This is a genomic window from Mangrovimonas sp. ST2L15, from assembly GCF_001280515.1.
Classification (GTDB): domain Bacteria; phylum Bacteroidota; class Bacteroidia; order Flavobacteriales; family Flavobacteriaceae; genus Mangrovimonas; species Mangrovimonas futianensis.
Window position 1 is genome coordinate 91,033 of sequence record NZ_LBIQ01000052.1, and the last position, 23,234, is coordinate 114,266.

The 23,234-nt window shown below is 34.6% G+C and carries 19 protein-coding genes; 11 read left to right on the forward strand and 8 right to left on the reverse strand.

Translation table 11 applies throughout. The annotated features are described in order from the left end of the window. Positions 1-28 precede the first annotated feature (28 nt). Positions 29-775, forward strand: a complete 747-nt coding sequence (locus tag ZA07_RS15455) for a class I SAM-dependent methyltransferase (protein ID WP_053972669.1) — start codon at positions 29-31, stop codon at positions 773-775. 279 nt (positions 776-1,054) lie between these two features. After that, positions 1,055-1,231, forward strand: coding sequence for a hypothetical protein (locus ZA07_RS16235; RefSeq protein ID WP_166958593.1), 177 nt, complete (start codon positions 1,055-1,057; stop codon positions 1,229-1,231). A 74-nt stretch (positions 1,232-1,305) separates the two neighbouring features. Here the strand turns inward: ZA07_RS16235 and ZA07_RS15460 are convergent, their stop codons facing one another. The 4 genes from ZA07_RS15460 to prfB all read right to left on the reverse strand — a co-directional run bounded on the left by ZA07_RS15460 (position 1,306) and on the right by prfB (position 6,015). Next, on the reverse strand, positions 1,306-3,831 hold the full coding sequence (locus tag ZA07_RS15460; RefSeq protein WP_053972670.1) for an outer membrane beta-barrel family protein: 2,526 nt from the start codon (positions 3,829-3,831) through the stop codon (positions 1,306-1,308). A gap of 105 nt (positions 3,832-3,936) precedes the next feature. Continuing rightward, on the reverse strand, positions 3,937-4,278 hold the full coding sequence (arsC, locus tag ZA07_RS15465; RefSeq protein WP_053972671.1) for an arsenate reductase (glutaredoxin): 342 nt from the start codon (positions 4,276-4,278) through the stop codon (positions 3,937-3,939). A gap of 12 nt (positions 4,279-4,290) precedes the next feature. After that, entirely contained in the window at positions 4,291-4,908 is a 618-nt protein-coding gene (locus ZA07_RS15470) for an HAD family hydrolase (RefSeq protein ID WP_231628696.1), read from the reverse strand. Continuing rightward, a protein-coding gene (prfB, locus tag ZA07_RS15475) for a peptide chain release factor 2 (RefSeq protein WP_157492176.1) occupies positions 4,905-6,015 on the reverse strand; the annotation gives its coding sequence in 2 pieces (ribosomal slippage) (positions 4,905-5,951 and positions 5,953-6,015; 1,110 coding nt in all). Before prfB ends, ZA07_RS15470 begins: the two co-directional genes overlap by 4 nt. Positions 6,016-6,108: 93 nt before the next feature. Here prfB and ZA07_RS15480 point away from each other — a divergent pair. After that, positions 6,109-7,131 (forward strand): low specificity L-threonine aldolase, encoded by a 1,023-nt coding sequence (locus tag ZA07_RS15480; RefSeq protein WP_053972674.1) that lies wholly within the window; start codon positions 6,109-6,111, stop codon positions 7,129-7,131. Positions 7,132-7,158: 27 nt separating this feature from the next. On the opposite strand, the gene ZA07_RS15485 is transcribed toward ZA07_RS15480, so the two are convergent. After that, the gene (locus tag ZA07_RS15485; RefSeq protein WP_053972675.1) at positions 7,159-7,482 is read right to left on the reverse strand and encodes a YbaB/EbfC family nucleoid-associated protein; all 324 of its coding nucleotides are present in this window, start codon (positions 7,480-7,482) and stop codon (positions 7,159-7,161) included. Between the two features lie 125 nt (positions 7,483-7,607). Between ZA07_RS15485 and ZA07_RS15490 the strand changes: the two genes are divergently transcribed. From ZA07_RS15490 to ZA07_RS15500, 3 genes are all read left to right on the forward strand, one after another. Beyond that, on the forward strand, positions 7,608-9,626 hold the full coding sequence (locus ZA07_RS15490) for an oligopeptidase B (protein ID WP_053972733.1): 2,019 nt from the start codon (positions 7,608-7,610) through the stop codon (positions 9,624-9,626). 69 nt (positions 9,627-9,695) lie between these two features. Further along, a complete protein-coding gene (locus tag ZA07_RS15495) occupies positions 9,696-10,736 on the forward strand; it encodes a PLP-dependent cysteine synthase family protein (RefSeq protein ID WP_053972676.1) in 1,041 nt (346 codons plus the stop codon). A gap of 146 nt (positions 10,737-10,882) precedes the next feature. Next, complete coding sequence (locus ZA07_RS15500) at positions 10,883-12,142, forward strand: aminotransferase class I/II-fold pyridoxal phosphate-dependent enzyme (protein WP_053972677.1); 1,260 nt, start codon at positions 10,883-10,885, stop codon at positions 12,140-12,142. A gap of 61 nt (positions 12,143-12,203) precedes the next feature. Here ZA07_RS15500 and ZA07_RS15505 read toward each other — a convergent pair whose 3' ends face one another. Then, positions 12,204-13,328: a hypothetical protein gene (locus ZA07_RS15505; protein ID WP_053972678.1), complete on the reverse strand. Its 1,125-nt coding sequence runs from the start codon at positions 13,326-13,328 to the stop codon at positions 12,204-12,206. Between the two features lie 14 nt (positions 13,329-13,342). After that, complete coding sequence (locus ZA07_RS15510; protein ID WP_053972679.1) at positions 13,343-14,347, reverse strand: transporter; 1,005 nt, start codon at positions 14,345-14,347, stop codon at positions 13,343-13,345. A gap of 170 nt (positions 14,348-14,517) precedes the next feature. Between ZA07_RS15510 and ZA07_RS15515 the strand changes: the two genes are divergently transcribed. The 4 genes from ZA07_RS15515 to ZA07_RS15530 are packed head-to-tail and all read left to right on the forward strand — an operon-like array spanning position 14,518 to position 19,991. Continuing rightward, positions 14,518-14,796 (forward strand): DUF4834 family protein, encoded by a 279-nt coding sequence (locus tag ZA07_RS15515; protein ID WP_053972680.1) that lies wholly within the window; start codon positions 14,518-14,520, stop codon positions 14,794-14,796. Between the two features lie 29 nt (positions 14,797-14,825). Further along, positions 14,826-17,267, forward strand: a complete 2,442-nt coding sequence (locus tag ZA07_RS15520) for a YfhO family protein (protein ID WP_053972681.1) — start codon at positions 14,826-14,828, stop codon at positions 17,265-17,267. After that, positions 17,260-18,546, forward strand: a complete 1,287-nt coding sequence (locus ZA07_RS15525; protein ID WP_053972682.1) for a glycosyltransferase family 4 protein — start codon at positions 17,260-17,262, stop codon at positions 18,544-18,546. The genes ZA07_RS15520 and ZA07_RS15525 overlap by 8 nt, the downstream gene beginning before the upstream one ends. Further along, the gene (locus ZA07_RS15530) at positions 18,537-19,991 is read left to right on the forward strand and encodes a lipopolysaccharide biosynthesis protein (RefSeq protein WP_053972683.1); all 1,455 of its coding nucleotides are present in this window, start codon (positions 18,537-18,539) and stop codon (positions 19,989-19,991) included. Before ZA07_RS15525 ends, ZA07_RS15530 begins: the two co-directional genes overlap by 10 nt. 78 nt (positions 19,992-20,069) lie before the next feature. Here the strand turns inward: ZA07_RS15530 and ZA07_RS15535 are convergent, their stop codons facing one another. Beyond that, positions 20,070-21,218 carry a hypothetical protein gene (locus ZA07_RS15535; RefSeq protein WP_053972684.1) on the reverse strand — a complete coding sequence of 383 codons (1,149 nt, stop codon included), beginning with the start codon at positions 21,216-21,218 and terminating at the stop codon, positions 20,070-20,072. 302 nt (positions 21,219-21,520) lie between these two features. Here ZA07_RS15535 and ZA07_RS15540 point away from each other — a divergent pair, with 302 nt between their 5' ends. Further along, positions 21,521-23,071 (forward strand): hypothetical protein, encoded by a 1,551-nt coding sequence (locus tag ZA07_RS15540; protein ID WP_053972685.1) that lies wholly within the window; start codon positions 21,521-21,523, stop codon positions 23,069-23,071. Positions 23,072-23,234: the final 163 nt, after the last annotated feature.

The window sequence follows — 23,234 nt, forward strand, 5'->3', positions numbered from 1 at the left end:
AGCACCATATTTTGGTGCTTTTTTTATTATGAAAAAACCAATCGATAATTTTTCGGCGCAATCAGGAGCTTATAAAAAGTTTCGGCCTACCTATCCTCAGGAATTGTATGATTTTTTATTTTCTCAATGTTCCAATTTTGAATCTGCTTGGGATTGTGCAACAGGAAACGGGCAGGTAGCTGCTGTTTTAGGCAATAAATTTAAATCTGTTTATGCCTCAGATATCAGTCAGCAACAACTTGAATGGGCAATTTCTAAAGAGAATATTCAATATAGCATTCAAAGAGCAGAGAAGACCCATTTTCCTGATGATTCTTTCGATCTCATTACTGTGGCTCAGGCCATACACTGGTTTGATATGAAGGTTTTTTCCAAAGAGGTAAAACGTGTTTTAAAACCTAACGGTTTGGTTGCGGTTTGGGGGTATGGTTTGGGAAGAATTTCAACAGAAATAGATGAAAAAGTCGATCATTTTTACCATGAAATTGTGGGTGATTATTGGAATTTTGAAAGACGGCATATCGAAGAACAATATGAAAACTTGACGTTGGGGTTGAAATACATCAAATCTAATCATGAGTTTTATATAGATACCTTATGGAATATGACTCAATTTGAAGGTTTCTTTAACTCGTGGTCTGCTGTTCAAAATTATATCAAAGCAAATAAAGGTATAAATCCAGTTCCGAATTTGGTTGAAGATGTCAAAGGGTTTTGGCAAGGTGAGGAGATGAAAGTCTCATTTCCATTGTTTCTAAGATTGTATTCAAAATAACCAAATTGAATGGCTCAAAGAAATAATAGATTTTGTTTGAAATTAGGTTTTTCCTTGTTTGTAAAAAGTGTTTGAAAGTAAAAAATAGATCATGAGATTAATTTTTAGAAGAAAGTTAATCAATTCATTTTGAAATGAGTTGTTATATCTGTCTGATTTATATGTGTTTAATTTTAAATACTTAAAACTGTTTATAACCCTGTTGATAAATGTTAGTAGGGTATTGTGTAACAATTACCTTTGTTTTATCTTTGCAAAAAGAACAAAAAATAAACCAACATGTTTGAATTTGATCAATATTTAGGATTTTTAGCATTTTTAACCATTTTGACCATTGGTTTTTGGTTATTGATTTTCTTAGCAACGTTCGTAGTTCCTTATTGGATTTTTGGTTCTGCAATTGAAAGATGGAAAGAAATAAGAGCTGAGAAGAAAGCTAAAAGAGGTCAAGCCTAATTTCGTTTAAAATATATAATAATAAAAAAAGGGAAGCATTTGCTTCCCTTTTTGTTTAGTGGAATTTGAAGGTTTTAACCATCAAATTCCATATCTCCATTCATATCACCGTTACCGTTTCTTTGTTGTTGTCTTTTCTGTTGGTTAAATCTATAGATAAAAGATAGGTTGATTGATCTTTGTCTCCATTGATTCTCACTATATCTTTCAAAGAAGTCAGTGGTGGTGGTTGCTAATCTTTTTCTTGAATTGAATACATCTCTTACGTTTAAAGAAATTGTAGCATTGTCATTCATGATTTCTTTACTGAATGCTAAGTCCATAGCAAACATTCCTTTTCTGTAAGTTTGAGCATCCTGTTGAGGCCCTCTATAATGCGCATTTGTTTGCCAATCGATTTTCCAAGGTAAGCTTACTTTAGAGCTGAATCTTGCAAACCAACTGGTGTTTTTTGTATCATAATTTACATCATTAAAATCTCCCTTAGTTTCAAATTGGAAAAAGTTGAAACTAGAATTTAATCTTAACCATTTAGTAGGATTATACATTAGGCCAAGTTCCCCACCAATTCTGGTGTTACTTGATAAATTCACAGGAATGGTTCTGATGATATCAATTCCATCCGAAGTTTGATAACCTGTATTTTCTTCTACCCATTCTACAGAGTCTGATTCATACTGATAGTACACAGAAGAGGTTAAAGTTAATTCTCCCCATCTTTTTAAATAGCCTAAATCGAAAGCGCTTGCAAAAGCAGGATCTAAATTAGGGTTTCCTTGAAATACATTGGTTCTTGAGGATCTAGATGGGAATGGATTGATAAACCAACTCCTAGGCCTATTGACCCTTCTGTTATATCCAAAACTCAAATTCTCTTCACTGTCTTCTTGACTTCCTGCTAAGTTGTAAATGATATTAACAGTAGGGAACACACCAAAAAACTTGTTGTCAAATTTGGTTTCAATTGGAAATCCAAAAGCCTCTTGTAATTCATCCTGTGTTAATAACGAGCTTATGTCTCCTTTTAATTGAGTCTGCTCAAATCTTAGCCCCAATAAATAGGAGAATCTTCCTATTTTGTTTCCATATTGGCTGTAAATGGCATTGATATTTTGGGTGTAGTCAAAAATATTTGTCAAGGTATCATTGACCACATAATTACCATTAGTATCTTCTTGCTCTAATTTATAATCGGTCACTTGATTTTGAAAATTCCCTCGATATCCTGCCTCGAATCTACCATTCTCACCTAATGGTTTAACATAATCTACTTGAAATAGAAATTCATTCTGATCTTCTGTAGTAAATATCTGTTCTCTAGCTATATTTTCAGGGTCCATTTGGTTAGTAAACACATAAAACTCATTGTAATTTGTGTATTGATCCTCTTTGTCGTTTTCATATTGAAAGTCTGCGGTCAGTTGGTGACCTTTATCATCAAATTTGGTGATGTAATTCAATGAAATTTGATAACTATTATCACTTTCTGTTTGCTTTTCCCTTCTTAAGGTTCTTTCTACATTACTACCATTAGAAAAACGATCACTAGTGTTTAATGAAAGATCGGCATCAGAACCATATCTGTAAAATATACTACCAGTTAATGAAGTTTTCTTTGATAGAAAATATTCCATACCAACATTGGCATTGTAATTTCTGTTCAAGCGTTCCACATCCTGGTCTTCTCTTACTCTGTCATAGGTAGGCTGCACTACATTTCCATCCTCGTCCAGAGTTGGAAAATAGGTAGCATCATTAAAGCTTATTCTAGGAGCGTCAAAGTATCTCCAGCCGACATTAGAAAAGAGATTGTATTTCTCAGTTCGATAGTTTAAATTGAAATTCGTACTCACATTATCAGGATGACCAACTGTTAAGTTAACCGATCCATTAAAACCTAAAGTTTCTTTTTGTCTTAAAATAATATTTAGGATTCCGGCTGTACCTTCGGCATCATATCTGGCAGAAGGCGAGGTGATCACCTCAACACGTTCAATAGCCTCGGCAGGTAATTGACTCAATAAATTGGTGTCTCCAAACCCAGCCATAGCAGAGGGCTTACCATTAATAAGAATTCTAACATTTTCATTTCCCCTCAAGCTGATAGCTCCTTCAACGTCCACAGAAACAGATGGTACGTTGTTTAAGGCGTCACTCACGGTACCACCGGCGGTAGTAAGGTCTTTTCCAATGTTGTATATTTTTTTATCCAATTGAATTTCAACAGTAGTCTTTTCTGCAATAATCTCAACTTCATCCAAGGCTTCCGTAGAGGGTTCCAAAGAAATGGTTCCAAAATCTTTACTGGAGCTCAATTGTTGATTGCTCAATGTTTTCTTCTTAAAGCTCATAAATTCAATAGTCACATTGTAAATCCCACTTTTAAGTGTCAGTTCAAAATTTCCATTTTCATCTGTGACTCCTCCAGTGACCAATTGGTTGTCGTTTGTGCTATAAAATGCAATAGTGGCGTATTCTAAGGGTTGTTTTGATGACTGATCAATTACTTTTCCAGTCACGGTAATATTCTTATCTGGTTGGGCAGAAAGACTTACGGAAGTAAAAATAAAAGTTAGTGCTAAAAGCAGGTATTTGTTCATATTCTCGGTTGTTTTGGAAGTAAGACGGCAAAAATAACCTATGGTTTAGTGGGGATTGGTTAAATGTTTGTTAAATAAAAAACCCTGAAAAATCAGGGCTTGGTGTTAAATTATGGATTCGATTTTCTCTGGAGGTCTTCCTATGACTGCCTTATTTTTATTTACAACAATGGGTCGCTCAATGAGTTTGGGATGTTCCAACATGATTTGAATGAGTTCATCATCGGATAAATCTTTTCCTTTAAAATCGGATTTCCAAACAGCTTCATTTTTTCTAACCAATTCTATGGGGGAAATACCAAGCTTCTTTAGAACTTCTTTAAACTCTTTTTCCGAAGGAATATCCTCCAAATATTTGATGACCTCAAATTCCTTTCCACTATTTTCTAAAATGGCCAATCCTTGTCTTGATTTTGAGCATCTGGGATTGTGATAAATCTGAATCATTTGTTATAATTATTAAATGTTAATTTGAAATTTTTTCAAGCATTCTTGAAGTTGATCTGGGTCTTTAAAATGAATGCCATTGATACCTAATTTTTGGGCTGCCTCAATATTTCTAAAGTTATCATCAATGAAAAGGGAACATTCAGGCTGCAGATCAAATCGACTTAAAGTGATTTCATAGATTTCCTTGAAAGGTTTTCTAGTTTTTTCTTCACCTGAAACAACGATTCCTTCAAACCAACTCAAAAAATCAAAGCGTTTCTGCGCAATAGGGAAAGTTTCGCTACTCCAGTTGGTAAGGGCCACCACTTTGTAATGGGGATTCTCAATCAAAGATTTTAAAATGTTAACTGTTCCAGAAATTTCACCTCCCAACATGTTTTCCCACTGACCATAATACATTCTAATCCACTGTTCATGCTCAGGATATTTGGTAACTAAATCTTCGGTTGCTTGTGAAATGGGATATCCTGCATCTTGATTTTCATTCCAGTCGCTAGTACAGATATTTTCAAAGAACCAGTTCATTTTTTCCTCATCCTGAAAAACGTCACGAAATACATAGGCTGGGTTCCAATCTATAAGGACACCTCCTAAATCAAAAATGATGGTATTAATGGGTTTCATCATAACTCATTTGAATCTTCAGTTTTCTGTCCCATCATCATGAGGTATGACTTTAAAAAGGGTTCGATATTACCATTCATGACATCATCTACATTCCCAGTTTCGTGGCTTGTACGAACGTCTTTGACCAATTTGTAAGGATGCATGACATAATTCCTAATTTGGCTTCCCCACTCAATTTTCATTTTTTCAGCCTCAATATCTTCCCGTTGTTCCATGCGCTTTTGAAGTTCAATCTCATATAATTGCGACTTCAACATTTGTAATGCTCTAGACCGGTTATCATGTTGCGATCTAGTCTCTGAACAAGAAATTTGTATTCCCGTAGGCTTATGGGTCAATTGTACCTTGGTTTCTACCTTGTTTACATTTTGCCCTCCAGCACCACTGGATCTTGCCGTGGTAATTTCAATATCCGCTGGATTGATTTCAATCTCAATGGAATCGTCAACCAATGGATATACATAAACGGATGCAAAACTTGTATGACGTTTGGCATTACTGTCAAAAGGTGAAATTCTAACCAATCGATGTACGCCATTTTCACCTTTAAGCCAACCAAAAGCAAATTCCCCCTCAATTTCTAGAGTAACGGTTTTAATCCCAGCTACATCTCCTTCTTGAAGGTTAAGTTCTTTTACTTTAAAGCCGCTTTTTTCAGCAAACATAAGATACATACGCATTAGCATACTGGCCCAATCACAGCTCTCTGTTCCTCCGGCACCTGCAGTTATTTGTAAGACAGCGCTTAGGTTGTCACCTTCATCGGAAAGCATGTTTCTGAATTCAAGATCTTCAATCTTTTCTAAAGCCTTACCGTAGCGTTCTTCAACGTCTTCGGCAGTCGCTTCATTCTCTTTATAGAACTCATAGATGACCTCAAGGTCTTCAATAAAAGTTTTGGCTGCATCGTAGTCTTGAACCCATTTTTTCTTACCTCTAAGGGATTTCATGACTTCTTCCGCCGCTTGGGAATCGTTCCAAAAGTTGGGGTCAAAGGTTTGTTCTTCTTCGTTTTGAATTTCGATGAGTTTGGCATCTAAGTCAAAGATACCTCCTTAACGCACCAAGGCGTTCAATAAGATCTTTTACCTGATCTGATGTTATCATAAGAAGTTAAATTTTCACCAAATTTATAATTAAAGTCCATGTGAGTAAAATTTTCAAACATTAAATTTTTAGTTTTAAGGATAATTTAAGGTTATGATAGATTTAAGAAGCGATACAGTCACCAAACCAACTGAAAGAATGTTGGAAGCCATGTTTCAGGCTAAAGTAGGGGATGATGTTTATAAAGAGGATGCTACAATAAATTTACTTGAAGAGCGAATAGCCGATATGTTTGGGATGGAACAGGCTTTATTTTTCCCAACCGGAACTATGGCCAACCAAACTGCCATAAAATTGCACACACAACCAGGAGATCAAGTTATATGTGATAAAGATGCACATATTTATCATTATGAAGGAGGTGGTGCTTCATTCAATAGTGGTGTATCTTGTAAACTGGTCCAGGGAGACAAAGGAATGTTTACATCTGGGCAGGTAATCGAGGCGATTAATCCCCCAGATTTTTATCACAGTCCGCTTACGGCATTAGTAGAAGTTGAAAACACAGCAAATAGAGGAGGAGGTTCTTGTTGGGATTTTGAGGAACTGAAAAAAATTAGAGCAATTTGTGACCAAAACCACCTTGGGTTTCATCTTGATGGTGCACGTCTGTGGAATGCCCTAATCGCCAAGAATGAGTCGCCGAAACAATATGGAAAACTGTTTGATACTATTTCTGTTTGCCTCAGTAAAGGACTGGGTTGTCCGGTAGGTTCCGTTTTGGTTGGTAAAAAGGAGTTGATGAAGAATGCCATGAGGATTAGAAAGATATTGGGAGGAGGGATGAGGCAGGTCGGATATTTGGGAGCCGCAGGTTTGTATGCGCTGGATAATCATATTGAAAGACTTAAAGAGGATCATCAAAGAGCTAAGGAAATTGAAATAGCTTTAAAGAAATTGGACATGGTGAAGCTAGTGACTCCTGTAGAGACCAATATTGTTATTTTTGAATTGAACCAAAAAGAAGATGAAAAAACATTTTTAAATCATCTTCAGGAAAATAAAATTGTGTTAAGTGGTATGGGGAATGGAAAATTAAGAATAGTTACCCATTTAGATTATACCCAGGAAATGCATGAGAGGTTTTTGGAAGTTCTGTCGACTTTAGAATCATAAAAAAACTCCCTTTTTGGGAGTTCTTATTTATTTAAACATATCTAAACCAGGAATATTTGGCATGCCTTCCTTGGCAACGGCGCCAATTTCATTTTCGTTGATGCTTGTTGCCTTTTCTATCGCTTTATTAAGCGTTAGGATCAGATAATCTTCCAGCTCTTCTTTATCTTCTAACAGGCTTTCGTCAATTTCTATAGATTTAATTTTTCTATTGGCAGTTATGGTTACTTTTAGTTTATTGTCATTGCTTGACTCATCAATTAGTACCGTATCCAGTCTTTTTTTGGTGTCTTCAACTTTTTGTTGGGTTTCTTTCAATTTGTTCATCATACCCATCATATCTCCAAACATATCTTCTATATTTTTAGTTTATTAATGCAAAACTATTTAATTTTTATATTTTTGGTCGATTAATACCCTATAATTTTCTCTCTTTGAATAAGGACATTTTCCCCGTAAAGGCAAAAAAATTCCCCATGGAACTTGAGGCACATAATGACGTTAGAATTGACGATTATTATTGGTTGAACGAACGAGACAATCCTGAGGTCATAGATTATTTGAACGCTGAAAACAGTTACACTAAAAAGGTGATGGAGCATACAGAACCTTTTCAGGAAAAATTGTTTCAGGAAATGAAAAGTAGAATTAAGGAAGATGATGAATCGGTTCCTTATAAACTTAACGGGTATTGGTATATCACTAGATATGAAACGGGAAAGGATTATCCCATATATACTAGAAAAAAGGAAACCTTGGAAGCTGAGGAGGAAGTGTTGTTTGATTGTAATGACATGGCCAAAGGACACTCTTACTTTAAACTTGGGAGTATTTCTGTTAGCCCCGATAATAAATTGGCGGCTTTTTCAGTGGATTTAGTTAGTAGAAGGCAATATATCATTCAAGTAAAAAACTTGGAAACCCAAGAAATTTATTCGACTAAAATCTTAAATACTACTGGGAGTGTTACGTGGGCCAATGATAACAAAACCTTGTTTTATGCCAGAAAAGATGAGCAAACTTTAAGATCTCATAAGATTTTTAAACATTTACTTCATTCTAAGGTTGAGAACGATAAAGAAGTATTTCATGAAAAGGATGAGACGTATAATACCTATGTATACAAAACCAAATCCAGGAAGTATATTGTCATTGGCTCTTCAAGTACCCTAACAACTGAATACAGAATTTTGGATGCAGATAATCCAGAAGATGACTTCAAGATATTTAGCAAACGTACCAGAAAGCTGGAGTATGCGATAGCTCATTTTGAAGATCATTTTTATATTATCACAAACAAGGATAAGGCTGATAATTTTAAGGTAATGAAAACAACCACCGACAAAACTGATAAGCAGTTTTGGCAGGATGTTATTCCTCATCGCGAAGAAGTACTTATTGAAGACATCGATATTTTCAAAGATTATTTAGTGGTTAGTGAAAGGGAGCAGGGACTGAACAATTTAAGAATTATCAGTTGGAATGGAGAAGAAGATTACCATTTACCATTTTCAAGTGAAACTTATACCGCCTATGTAGGAAATAACCCAGACTTTAATAGCGATGTTTTGCGCTATTCTTATAATTCCTTAACCACTCCTAGTTCTGTTATTGACTATAATTTTAAAACCAAAACCAAGGTTGTTAAGAAAGAGCAAGCTGTTTTGGATCCCACATTTGAGAAGACGAATTATGAGTCTCATAGAATTTGGGCAACAGCAAGAGATGGGGTTAAAATTCCTATTTCTTTGGTTTATCATAAAAAGTTTAAAAAAGCAGAAGGAAATCCCTTATTGCTATATGCTTACGGTTCCTATGGATCAACTATTGACCCTTATTTTTCAAGCATCAGGTTAAGTTTGTTGGACAGAGGATTTGTTTATGCGATAGCTCACGTGAGAGGCGGTGAATATTTAGGAAGGGATTGGTATGAAACAGGTAAGCTATTAAAAAAGAAAAATACATTTTACGATTACATTGATTGCTCCAAGTTTCTTTTAGATGAAAAAATAGCGGCTAAAGGACATTTATATGCTTATGGAGGCTCTGCTGGTGGCTTATTGATGGGAGTTGTAATGAATATGAACCCAGAATTATATCAAGGAATTATTGCCGCCGTTCCATTTGTAGATGTGGTAACGACTATGCTGGATGATAGTATTCCTTTAACGACAGGAGAATATGATGAATGGGGAAATCCTAATAAAAAGACCTATTACAGGTACATGAAATCGTATTCACCTTATGATAATGTAAAAAGCCAAGATTACCCCAATGTTTTGGTAACAACCGGACTACATGATTCCCAAGTACAATATTGGGAGCCAGCAAAATGGGTTGCTAAATTGCGAGATTTAAAAACAGATGAAAATATTCTATTGCTTTATACGGATATGGATTCGGGGCATGGTGGGGCTTCAGGGCGATTTGAAAGCTTGAAAGAAGTCGCTTTAGAGTATGCATTCTTATTAGATTTGGAAGGAATTAAGGAATAGTTAAAATTTTTTTTTACTTTTGTCAGGTTTGAGAGGCAGTTTAAGATTGCCTTATTCTAAATTTTCTCTATGGAACAAAAAAAGCAAGTATGTGAAAATGTCTTAGATTTAGTAGGTAACACACCGATCATTAAGCTAAAAAACATGACATCTTCATTCAAGGGAAACTATTATGCAAAAGTAGAAGCTTTTAATCCCGGTCACTCCTCAAAAGATAGAATAGCACTTTACATTATTGAACAAGCCGAGAAAAAGGGAATTCTTAAACCTGGCGACACCATTATTGAAACTACGTCTGGTAATACAGGATTTAGTATTGCAATGGTTAGTATCATCAAAGGTTACGAATGTATTTTGGCGGTGAGTTCAAAATCTTCGGCTGATAAGATTGATATGCTGAAAGCTATGGGTGCTAAGGTTTATGTTTGCCCGGCTCATGTAAGTGCAGATGACCCAAGATCATACTATCAGGTGGCGAAGAGATTACATGAAGAAATTAAAGGTTCTGTATATATCAATCAATATTTTAATGAGTTGAATATTGATGCACACTACCAATCAACTGGTCCAGAAATTTGGAATCAAATGAATGGTGAAATCACCCATTTGGTAGCATGCAGTGGTACCGGTGGAACCATTTCTGGTACAGCAAGATTTTTAAAGGAAATGAATCCTAATATTAAAGTCATTGGAGTTGATGCCTTTGGTTCTGTTATTAAAAAGTATCATGAAACCAAAGAATTTGATGAAAACGAAATTTATCCTTACCGCATTGAAGGTTTAGGGAAAAATTTAATTCCTTCTGCAACTGATTTTGATGCGATTGATGAATTTATCAAAGTAACCGATCAAGAAAGTGCCCATACAGCTAGAGAAATAGCCCATAAAGAAGGTTTGTTTGTAGGATATACTTCTGGAGCAGCAATGCAAGCTATCAAACAGCTTAATGAAGAAGGAGAGTTTAAGGAAGGGGATGAAGTAGTTGTTATATTCCCAGACCATGGGTCGAGATATATGAGTAAAGTTTATAGTGATCAATGGATGAGTGATCAAGGATTTTTTGATACTGAAAATGAAGAAGCTGCTCAAAGCATTCAATATGTAAAATAAATTACCTTTACTACATAAAAATAAAGCCGTTCTAAACAATGAAATTAGAGCGGCTTTGTTGTTAACAAGAGTTCATAAAAATATTATGCAAAATTCATTTAAATATATACATTTGCATGATATGCAATTTTGATTATAGCTAAACTATGAGAGATTTATTTGATAAGATTTACAGGGATAAAGGACCGTTAGGAAAATGGGCTTCTCAAGCAGAGGGATATTTCGTATTCCCAAAATTGGAGGGTCAAATTTCTAACAGAATGAAGTTTCAGGGTAAAGATGTTATCACCTGGAGTATTAATGATTATTTGGGATTAGCAAATCATCCAGAGGTAAGAAAAGTTGATGCCGAGGCAGGAATTGAATATGGTTCTGCCTACCCAATGGGAGCCAGAATGATGTCTGGACATACAGATTTACATGAAAAGCTTCAAAAAGAATTAGCAGCATTTGTAAGTAAAGAAGCTGCATATCTTTTGAATTTTGGTTATCAAGGAATGGTTTCCACTATTGACGCTTTGGTTTCTAAAGATGATATTATTGTATATGATGTAGATGCTCATGCCTGTATTATTGATGGCGTTAGACTTCATATGGGTAAACGTTTTACTTATAAGCACAATGATGTTGAAAGTCTGGAAAAGAACCTAGAAAGAGCTACTAAAATGGCAGAACAAACAGGGGGAGGTATCCTTGTGATTTCTGAAGGTGTTTTTGGTATGCGTGGTGAACAAGGAAGATTGAAGGAGATTGTTGAGCTTAAAAAGAAATTCAAGTTTAGATTCTTGGTAGATGATGCGCACGGATTTGGTACTTTAGGTAAAACCGGTGCTGGAGCAGGTGAGGAGCAAGGTGTACAAGATGGTATTGATGTGTATTTTGCAACCTTTGCAAAATCTTTGGCAAGTACTGGAGCTTTTATTGCTGCCGATCAAGAAATCATCGATTATTTAAAATACAATTTACGTTCTCAAATGTTTGCTAAATCATTGCAAATGCAATTGGTTAAAGGAGCTTTAAAGCGTTTGGATATGCTTAAAACCATGCCTGAGCTTAAAAACAAGCTTTGGGAAAACGTAAATGCACTTCAAAATGGATTGAGAGATCGCGGTTTTGATTTGGGTACGACACAAAGTTGTGTGACTCCAGTTTATCTAAAAGGAAGCATTCCTGAGGCAATGGCTTTAGTAAAGGATCTTCGTGAAAACTACGGTATTTTCTGTTCAATCGTAGTGTATCCAGTTATACCAAAGGGATTAATTCTATTACGTTTGATTCCTACGGCAACACATACATTAGAAGATGTTGAGGAGACCTTAAATGCGTTTTCAGCAATTAGGGATAGACTTGAAAACGGTACATACAAAAGACTTTCAGCGGCTGTATCTGCAGCTATGGGAGAGTAAATGATATAGAGTATTTCATAAAAAAAACCAGCTTGAAAAAGCTGGTTTTTATATTTGTAGTTTAAAGACTTTTCTTAAATGTTTTTCTACGCTTAATCACTTCACTACCTGAATCCTTCCAAATTTGTTGTTCGGCAGTGTTGTTTGCCAATTCTGGTAACCTAATACAATTTACAACTCCTTTAATCTTAAAAGTTTGATAGAATTCATGAAAGACTACAGCATGAGCAGCCTTATTCTGATATTCTGGATCAACACCTATTAAATAAAGCAAAAGTGTTTCGGTTTCTTTTTTGGCTTTTAACAACTTAAGAAAGCCTAGAGGCCATAATTTCCCATTGATTTCTTGAAGTGCTTTCGAGAAAGATGGTAAAGCAACTCCAAAGGCTATCAAACGTTCATCTTTGTCAAAAACAAATTTGATATATTCTGGATTTACAAAGTTGATAAATTTCTTCTTTAAATAGGTGCGTTCTTTGGCGCTGATAGGAACATAAGATGGTAGATCCCCAAAAGAGCGATCCAACAGGGCAAACATGTCATCAATATGCGGAATGATTTCCTTGGTTTTATAAAAGTTTCTCGGTTTATATCCATATCGAGTGACGATGGCATTATATGCTTTTAGGAATCTAGAATTAATTAGGGACTCCAATTTAAATTTGCTCTCTACATATTCCTTTTCCTCTAAATAACCCAATTTACCAAAATGTTCAATATAATAGGGGTGGTTATACCATGTAGCCATGGTACCTATATGGTCATATCCAAAGGTCAAAGCTCCAGCTTTGTCCAAGTTGGAAAATCCGAGCGGCCCTTCAATAAAGTCTAAGTTATTTTCTCTACCTATTTCTTCAGCTTGATCCAATAAGGCTTTTGAAACTTCGAGGTCATCAATGAAGTCCATCCAACCAAAACGCATCCGTTTAATCTGTTGTTCATTGATTTCAATCCAATTGATTAACGCTGCAATACGTCCAACCACCTCACCATTTTTATAAGCGAGAAATAATTGCGCTTCAGCATTTTCAAAAACTGGATTTTTATCCTGATTGAAAGTGGTCATTTCCTCAGCAATCAAAGGTGGTACCCAGTATTTGGAACCTTGATATATTTTGAATGGGAAGGTTACAAATTCCTTAAGTTCCTTCTTGTTGGAAACTTTTTTTAACGTCACATTACTCATAAGGCACTTTTAGTCTAACTATCAAAATCGACGTCTTTTTGTTTTTTTCTATTCTGCTTACGCTGTCTTTTCTTTTCTTTTTTATTCTCTCCTCGAGAATTCATTTCTCTTTCCAATTCTTCTTCAGCAGAATTAGCATTGTCTATTTTCTTGTCTACATGGAAATCCAAGCGGTATGAGGCCCCTAAAGTTGCTCCAAAAACAGAGGGCGTGTCTTTTGTGTTTAAGGTAACGCCAGCATCCAATTGGAAGTTTTTACTCCAAAGATAAGCACCCCCAAAACGGAATAAGTTATCAGCATAGAAATCACTTTTGATTCCTTGTGTTTCACCAAATGCCACCCACTGGTCTGTTATAGACTTGGTTAAGGTTAATATATAGGAAAAATCATTTTGATCGGTTCCGATGCGGTCTAAAATAAAATTAGTTACAAACACCCAGCCTCCAGCTAAGTTGTTTTGCGTCGCCAGCATAACTTTGGGACTAAATCCTTCAACGCCATAATCCGTAAAAGGGTTGTCTTTGGTGTCAAAGTTAGCGCCTACATAAACAGCAACGGCAGGAATTAAATTTTTCCATTTGAAGCTATGGTTTGCTTTCCAGCTATAAATATTTGGTTTTTCTTCTTCGGAGTTCTTGTAGGGATCATACACCAAATATTTAGCACCTATTGTTAAAGTTTTAAAATTTGAGAATCTGTCATCTTCTGCCAAATTATTAGAATATGTTCTCTTGGTTGATTGAAAGGTACCTTCGACATTTATTTCTAAAGGAGACCATAACAAACCATATCTAGCTGCAAAATCAAGTCCAAAACTATTGTCTTTTCTATTGGCTAAATTGTGTTTTTCAGTAAGCATGTAGGGACCAGCTTCAAATTGGAGAACATTGGTGCCAACAGCAAAGGCGCTTTTTGAAACTCCCGGTCTGTTGGAGTTTATAACCTCCGTATATTGGGAAAATCCATTCAAGCAGGCAAAAAAGGTAAGTGCAGATAATAAGGGCTTTATAGCTTTCATTAAATTTTGGTTTTGGAATTAAAATAAGAAATTCAATTGCTCTGAACTCCTTAAATCACTATGTTTTTTCACTAAAGTTAAAAATCAAATATATTGATTTTATAGATTTTTTAAGTATTTAAAACGGAATAAAAGATTTGATAATTGTATTTTTGTTGAAAACTAAACGCATGTTGCAATACGCTTCATTTACTGGTTTACTAAGGACCATTTTAATCATTCTATTGATATATTATGGATTGAAAATTCTATCAAGAATTTTTGCGCCTGTATTGGTAAAGTATGTAGCAAAAAAGGCTGAGGAGCGTTTTAATGGTGGTTTCAATAATTATCAAAACAAAACCCAACAAAATAAGGAGGGAGAAGTCACCATTGACAAGATGCCGCAATCTCGCCAATCTTCAAATAAAAAGGTGGGAGAATATGTAGATTACGAAGAAATTGATTAATTTTCCCCTTCAAGATTTAACATAATTTGATGCAGTTTACTTTTAAAAAGTTACTTCCACATTTCTTGGTACTTATAGGTTTTGTGGTTGTTTCCCTTGCTTATTTCAATCCCGTTTTAAAAGGTCAGGAAATCTATCAGAGTGACATCCTTCATTACATAGGCATGTCTAAACAGCAAAACGATTTTCGTGAAGCTACCGGAGAAGAAACCTATTGGACCAATAGTGCTTTTGGTGGGATGCCTACCTATCAATTAGGAGCAAAGTATCCTCATAATTATATTAAAAAATTGGATTTGGCTATTAGATTTTTGCCAAGGCCAGCCGATTATTTGTTCTTGTATTTCATCGGTTTCTATATTCTTTTGTTATGTCTAAAAGTAGATTATAAGTTATCAGCATTGGGGGCGTTAGCTTTCGGGTTTTCAACTTATTTAATTATCATATTGGGAGTAGGCCATAATAGTAAGGCTCATGCTATAGCTTATATGCCATTGGTATTAAGCGGTATCATTTTAACCTTTAGGAAAAAATATATTACTGGCTTTTTAGTATTGACCATTGCGATGGCTTTGGAGTTGGTGGCCAACCATTTTCAAATGACTTATTATTTGCTGTTTTTGGTTGTGGTTTTGGGAATTGCCTATTTAGTTGATGCCTGCAGGAAAAAAGAACTACCTCATTATTTTAAGTCGGTAGGTATTATGGTTGGAGCAGTTGTTTTAGCGATTGGATTAAATGCTACAAACATCATGGCAACTCAAGAATATGCCAAAGAAAGTACACGTGGGAAATCAACGTTGACTATTAACCCGGATGGTTCTCCAAAAGAGATCACCAGCGGACTTGATAAGGATAAGATTACCGAATATAGCTATGGATTTTTAGAATCTTTAAACTTGTTTGTTCCAAGATTAATGGGAGGAGGAAGTTTGGAAGATGTAGGAAAGGAATCCGCTTCCTACCAGTATTTTTTAAGATTGGGAGCAACACCGGTTCAGGCTTTAGAGCAAACTAAGCGAATTCCCACTTATTGGGGAGAACAGCCTATATTAGAAGCACCTGCCTATGTTGGAGCCGTTATTATCTTTTTGTTTGTTCTGGGGTTATTTTTGGTCAAAGGCAGACTTAAATGGTGGTTAGTAGGAGGTACTATTTTATCACTATTGCTATCTTATGGATATCATATAGCCTTTTTGACCGATTTTTTCATCAACGTAGTTCCACTTTACGATAAGTTTAGAGCTATTACTTCCATTCAGGTAATTTTGGAATTGTGTATGCCTGTTTTGGGAGTTTTTGCATTGGTTCGTTTGTTTAATGATGTTGTTAGAGAAGAGGAGAAATTAAAAGCTTTAAAATATACGGCTGCCATTACTGGTGGTTTAGCCATATTACTTTTATTGTTTAAATCGTCTTTTGATTTTGCAGGAGGAAATGATGGGTTTTATCGTCAGAATTATGGTCAGGAATTTATCGATGCCGTCAAAGAAGATCGTTTGTCCTTCTTTATGAAAGATACGTTTAGAACTTTGATATTAGTGCTTATATCTGCTGGAATGATATTTTTCTTTTTAAGAAAAAAACTCTCGCAAAATGCCGTTATAATAGGCTTTGCAATTATAATAGTGTTTGATTTGGTTGGAGTTGATAGAAGATATGTCAATAATGAGAATTTTACAGCTTCAATCAAGGTGAATAAACCTTACCAAGAAAATCAGTTGGATCAATACATTCGTAAAGACACTACAGAATTTCGGGTGCTTGATTTATTCAATAGGGAACCTGCAAGAGCTTCTTACTTTTATAATTCATTGAGTGGGTATCACGCTGCTAAACTGAAACGTTTTGACGAATTATATGATTTCCACATTGCTAAAAATAATATGGAAGTTTTGAATATGCTGAATACCAAATATATCATTGCTGAAGATGAGAAAGGAAGTCCTTTTCCTTTTACTAATCCTGATGCCAATGGTAATGCTTGGTTTATCAATTCCTTGAAGAGCGTGTCGAATAGCAATGAGGAGATTTTGGCATTGGATAGTTTAAATACAAAACAAGAGGCCATTATAGATGCAAGTGTTTTTGATGACTATCTCAAGACTTTAAAATCCACTCAATTTGTTACCGATTCTTTGGCTAGTATCAAGGTACAGGACTATGAACCCAATAAGATTAAATATGTTACCAATAATGCTTCAGATGGTTTTGCAGTATTCTCTGAGATTTATTATCAGCAAGGTTGGAATGCTTATTTAGATGGAAAGAAAGTTCCTCATGTACGAGTCAATTATGTTCTGAGAGGGATGTTTATTCTTTCCGGAACCCATGAAGTGGCGTTTAAATTTGAGCCTGAGGTTATTTCTAAGGGAAGCACAATTGCCATGGCAAGCTCCATAATCTTTGGTTTACTATTTTTAGGAGGCTTATTTTACATCTTTAGGACTAAAAAGGAGGAAAGTGCTTAAAAAAGTACTCATCATAACGTATTATTGGCCACCTGCCGGTGGACCAGGCGTACAAAGATGGCTCAAGTTTGTAAAATATCTACCGCAGTTTGATGTAGAACCCATTGTTTTTGTTCCAGAGAATCCAACTTACCCTTTAACTGATTCTTCTCTTGAAAGCGAAGTGTCAGAGCATGTTACTGTTATTAAGACACCTATTAAAGAACCCTATAAGTTAGCCAGTAGGTTTTCCAAAAATAAATCTAAAACCATTAGTAAAGGGATTATTCCAGATAAAAGGAAGCAAGGAGTGGTGGAGAAGCTCATGTTATTTATAAGGGGTAATTTTTTTATTCCTGATGCAAGGAAATCCTGGGTGAAACCTTCTGTAACGTATTTGGAAGACTATTTAAAGATTCATAGCATTGATACGGTAATTACAACGGGACCACCTCATAGTCTCCATTTAATAGGGTTAGAATTGAAGAAACAATTGGGGGTGCATTGGATTGCAGATTTCAGGGATCCATGGACGAGTATTGGGTATCATAAAGAATTAAAACTCTTGCCATTTGCCCAAAAGAAGCACAAGGCATTGGAACACTTAGTATTAAATTCTGCCGATCATATAATTGTTACAAGCCAAGTTACCAAAGATGAATTTTCAGGCCTTACGCAACAACCCATTTCTGTAATTACCAATGGATTTGATGATGAGAAGGTAAATCAACCACCTTTGGACACTAAATTTTCATTGTCGCATATTGGTTCTTTGTTGTCCAAAAGAAACCCGCAAATTTTGTGGCAAGTTTTAAGTGAGCTGGTTCAAGATGTCCCATCTTTTGCGACCGATTTAGGATTGGATTTTGTAGGATCTGTGAGTAAGGAAGTATTGGAAAGTATGAATCTTTATAGTTTAACTAAATTTGTAAATGAAGTAGGTTATGTGTCACATAATGAATCTATTGTGTTTCAGAAAAAATCTCAATTATTACTTTTGATTGAGATTGATTCTGAGGAAACCAAGGCTATTATTCCAGGTAAGCTTTTTGAGTATATGGCTGCCAACAGACCTATTATAGCTTTGGGCCCTAAAGGTTCTGATGTAGAGCGAATCATTACCCAAAGCAATACTGGAAGTTATTTTTATTATGATTCCAAACCTGCTTTAAAGGAAGTCATTTTAAAGTATTATCTTGAATTCCAAAGCGGTTCCTTAAAAACTAATCCTATTGGGGTTCAGAAGTACCATAGACGGGAACTGACTAAAGTTTTGTCTAATTTGATTCGATGGGAATAGTTTTAAATCAATCGGCAAAGAACACGGTATTGACCTACCTTGGATTTGGTATTGGCGCTATAAATGTCTTGTTTTTATATACCAAATTTCTTAGTCCAGAGTATTTTGGATTGATTACCTATATACTGTCTACTGCCAATATTTTAATGCCTTTAATGGCTTTTGGTGTTCATAACACGATTATCAAATTTTATTCCTCTTTCAGGAGCAAACAGTCCCAGAACAGTTTTTTAATTTTAATGTTGTTTTTGCCTTTTGCGATAATCATACCTGCAGGCATTTTGGGATGTCTATTTTTTTCTTCTATTAGTGAATGGTTGTCTGGTGATAATCCTATTGTTAAGGATTATGTTTGGCATATATACATAGCAGCGGTATCCTTTGCTTATTTTGAGGTCTTTTACGCCTGGAGTCGTGTTCAAATGCAATCAGTGTTCGGGAATTTTATGAAGGAGGTATTTCATCGTATTTTAACCACACTATTATTGGTTTTCCTCTATTTGGATTGGTTAACTGTAGACCAATTGATCTGGGGTATTGTAGGTATCTATATTTTAAGGATGATAGTTATGAAATTATATGCTTACAGCTTGCGATTTCCATCTTTTAAATTGAGTAAAATCCCGAATGTAAGAGCTATTTTAAAATATTCAGCCTTGATTATTATAGCGGGTTCTGTAGCCAATGTTATTTTGGAAATTGATAAATTCATGATCAATTATTATGTACCCATTGAAAATGTTGCCTTCTACGGTGTGGCTATTTACATTGCTACGGTTATTGGAGTCCCTTCAAGATCTCTTCATCAGATTACAAGTCCTTTAACAGCTAAATTGTTAAATGAAAAGGATAGAGATGGATTAAAGTTGTTGTATCAAAAAAGTTCCATCAACTTATTTATTATAACAGGGTTTATTTTTCTGATTATTGTTCTAAATATAAATCAACTCTATATGATGCTAGAATCTGGATATGCTGATGGTTTGGTTGTGGTATTTGTAATTGGTTTGGCCAAATTGATGGAAGGTATAATCGGTAATAATAATGCTATTTTGTTCAATAGCGATTATTATAGAATGGTGTTAATCCTTGGTGTTTTTTTGGCTATTTTGACCGTCATCCTGAATGCTTTATTTATTCCTTTATTTGGCATTAATGGTGCTGCATTTGCCACATTATTGGCTATGTTTTTTTACAGTGCTTCAAAGGTAGGGTTTGTGTATAAAAAGTTTAGAATGTCTCCATTCACTTCCAATACGGTAAAAGTATTTATCCTTATTTTGGTTTGTATGGGAGCTTTTTATTTCTGGGACTTTTCATTTCATCCTATTGTCAATATAGGCTTGAAATCGTTATTGATTGCCTTGGGATACGGTATAATTGTATATACGCTCAATCTATCCGAAGATATCAATCAAATTATTAATAAACTACTTAACAGGTAAAACGAGAAAATCCCGCGAATTTGCTTTGAGGCAAACTTAATCGCAGGACTTTCTAACTAACCAACCAAAAAATTTATTCTATCTTCTATTCGATCTGTTTGATGCACTTCTTGTTTGTTGTGCATTTCTATTAGAATTACGTGTATTTGAGTTATTTGGTTTATTTACACGTGAGTTATTTCTATTATTTAACGATTTTCCAACACTTTGACGGTTATTGGTCGTTTTTCTTTGGTTTTCCTTAACAGAATTACCTGAATTCCTTTGATTGGAATAAGTTCTTTGAGAACCTTGGTTATTCATGGCCACTCGATTTCTTTGAATAGAATTGGATCTATTGCCAGTAGTTCTTTGGCTTGCTTGATTCCTTGATCTACCTTGAGATGAGTTCACAGATCTAGAGTTATTATTTCTGCTATTCGAAGAGGCCGTTCTAGTTTGTGAGTTAGACCTATTGCTTCTAGTTGCTTGTGTTGCACGATTGTTTCTAGATTGGGCTTGGTTACTTCTTGTTGTTGCATTTCTTCTAGTTGTTGCATTTCCTCTCGTATGTGTAGCTAAAGCACTGTTTCTTCTAACCGTAGTACCACGTCTACTTGCCACTGCCGTTGTTCTTCTATAATTATTAACGTACGGATTGGTGTAATGGTATCTTACAGGAGTGTAATACCTTCTGTAAGGTCTATTGTAAACAACACAATAAGGTGCTGGCGGAATCATATAAAATCGATGCCAAGGTCTATAAACATAAACACGATTATAAACATTGATGAAACCAGTACAATGTGTGAAAACCCTATTGTTGTAATGTACATATAAGCCTCCGACTCTGGATACATAACCAAATCCGTTGTAATTGATAAACACATTACCTATTTGAGAAACACGTCCATAGTAATCATAAAAAATAGGAGTGTTTTCAATTTGCACGACAGCACCAAAATCATCATATTGAACATAGGCACCATAATCATATCCAGAGTTAAAACTAATGCTTACTCCAGGAACATTTACCGCTACGTTCACATTAGGACCATAACTGGGCATGTAAAAATCAAATTGACCATCTGGAAATATGGAGAATTCAATTCCGCCTTCTACAAAAATGAAAGAATTTCCATAACCTCTCAAAGTTGTAGATTGGGCTTTGTTATCAAGATTTGTATTAGCACTCACCATGGGTATGGCTAATAATGTTGTAAATATAAGAGCTATTAAATTTTTCATTTTGAAAGGGTTTTGAATTAAACTCGTTTTTAAGTTTTACAAACAACGTGCCAAAGATTTTTTGTTCTTTTTTATTGATATGTGAATGAATCCTCTTTTTTAGACTAAATAATTGATTATGAGGAGTTATATTCGTGGTTGATAGAATTTTTAATTTCCAAATTGATTCTGATGTACTGGTGAAATTTCCTATTTATTGGTTACAATAAAAACTAGAATAATCTGTTTGAAAATAATGGGAGGTGAATAATGACGGTAATAAATAGATCAAACCATCAATCTTTAGACCTAATTAAACAAATATGAAAAACATTTCTACAGCTTTCATTTTATTTATTCTTCTCGTTTCATTTAAACCAAATTCTGGTAACATTCAAAAAGTTTATATTGATGGGTATGTGAAGAATTCAAACAAAGAGCATGTTTGCTTAAGCTATGTTTCAAGAATTCGAGGGAACCTCAACTTTGATAACTTTAGAAGCCTTGTTACTCATATTAATTCAAGAGGCCAATTTAATTTTAATTCAGATCACATCACGGATGGGGCAAATTATATTTTAGAATTTAATAAGTATTCAATACCTCTTATTTTGTTTCAGGGAGATAGTATCCAGCTTGAATTTGATATGAAAAACCCAAGTAATTCTCTATTTGTTAAAGGTCGAGGAGCTGGTAAAATAAATACAATTCGTTTAGAACAATTTGGATATAATAATTTTGATTTTGACAACAATAAGACCCTCACTGTATTTACAAAACATATTGAAGAGGTAATTACAGGACAAATGAACCTGTTAAATAGTATATATTATAAAGACATAAAAAGTGATTGGGTTCTTAAAGCCGATAACAAAGCTGAAATAGAAAAAATTATATTAGAATCTCCTTTGACCAGAAAAGAATATAATTTCCTAGTTAATCGTATAAATTATCAGCAATATACTTTAGTGACTCATTTTTTATCAATGATATCAGAACAAAAAAAGTCTGAGACCTTAGAAATTAACTTAAATTCAAAAGCCTTTGATGTCTTCAATAGCAATGCCTATAGAAGTTTAGATAACATAAATGATTGGAATTTTGGAAATAGCTTAGAAAGCATTTTGAAAGTAGAGTATTTACGAAATTTAAAACAAAAGGAAGGAGTTAAAATCACTTATGGAAATTGGCAGTCTTTTTTTAGTGGCCCTCGTTATGAAAACTATATGGAATGGGCGGCAAACTTCCTAAAAAAGAATTTCAACAACGATATTTTTTCTAAATATTTTTCAACATTATCTGGATATAGCATGACTTTGGGGTATGACCATAATGTATATTATAAAAAACTAGACACAATGAACTCAGGGAATAAATATGTGTCAAGACTTAAATTCTTTAATTCTTTGTTGAAAAATGGACTGTATAATGCAGAGTATAATTTAAGTGACAATTTGTTAGATCATGAGCAATTTAATGGGTTGCTAGAAAATTATAAGAACAAGCCTTTATTCATTGTATTTTGGTCTGCGCAATTTGCCGGTTCATCTTTGGTAAATAATTTACCTGTAATAAAAGAGTTTGAAGAAACGAATAAAGAAAGGGTAAACGTCCTTTATATATGCATAGATAACTTAGCTCATAAGAACCTATGGGCGGCAAGGATAATTGATAATGATTGGAAAGCTAAACACTATTTTTTATCTATTGAGGGAAATGAATCTACATTAAAGAGCTTTAGTGATAAAAATATTTCTGCCTTCTGTTACGGAGGAGCAACGTATTCCTTTATTGCTAAAAATGGAACCATTACTAATGATATTCCTTTTCCATTCTATCAATCAGTAGAGGAAATAAATAATTTCACTAAATGAAAAAGGTTAGCCAAGTTAATAAGTTTAGTTGTTCAATTTTCTAGCTTTTATTTAGATAATAGTGGCTCCTCAATTTTTTGAATTTAGGCAAATAGGATCACAATCCATTTTAAATACCTAAAAGTCCAACCTTACTTGGAAAATCCTTTTTTTAAATCCTTAA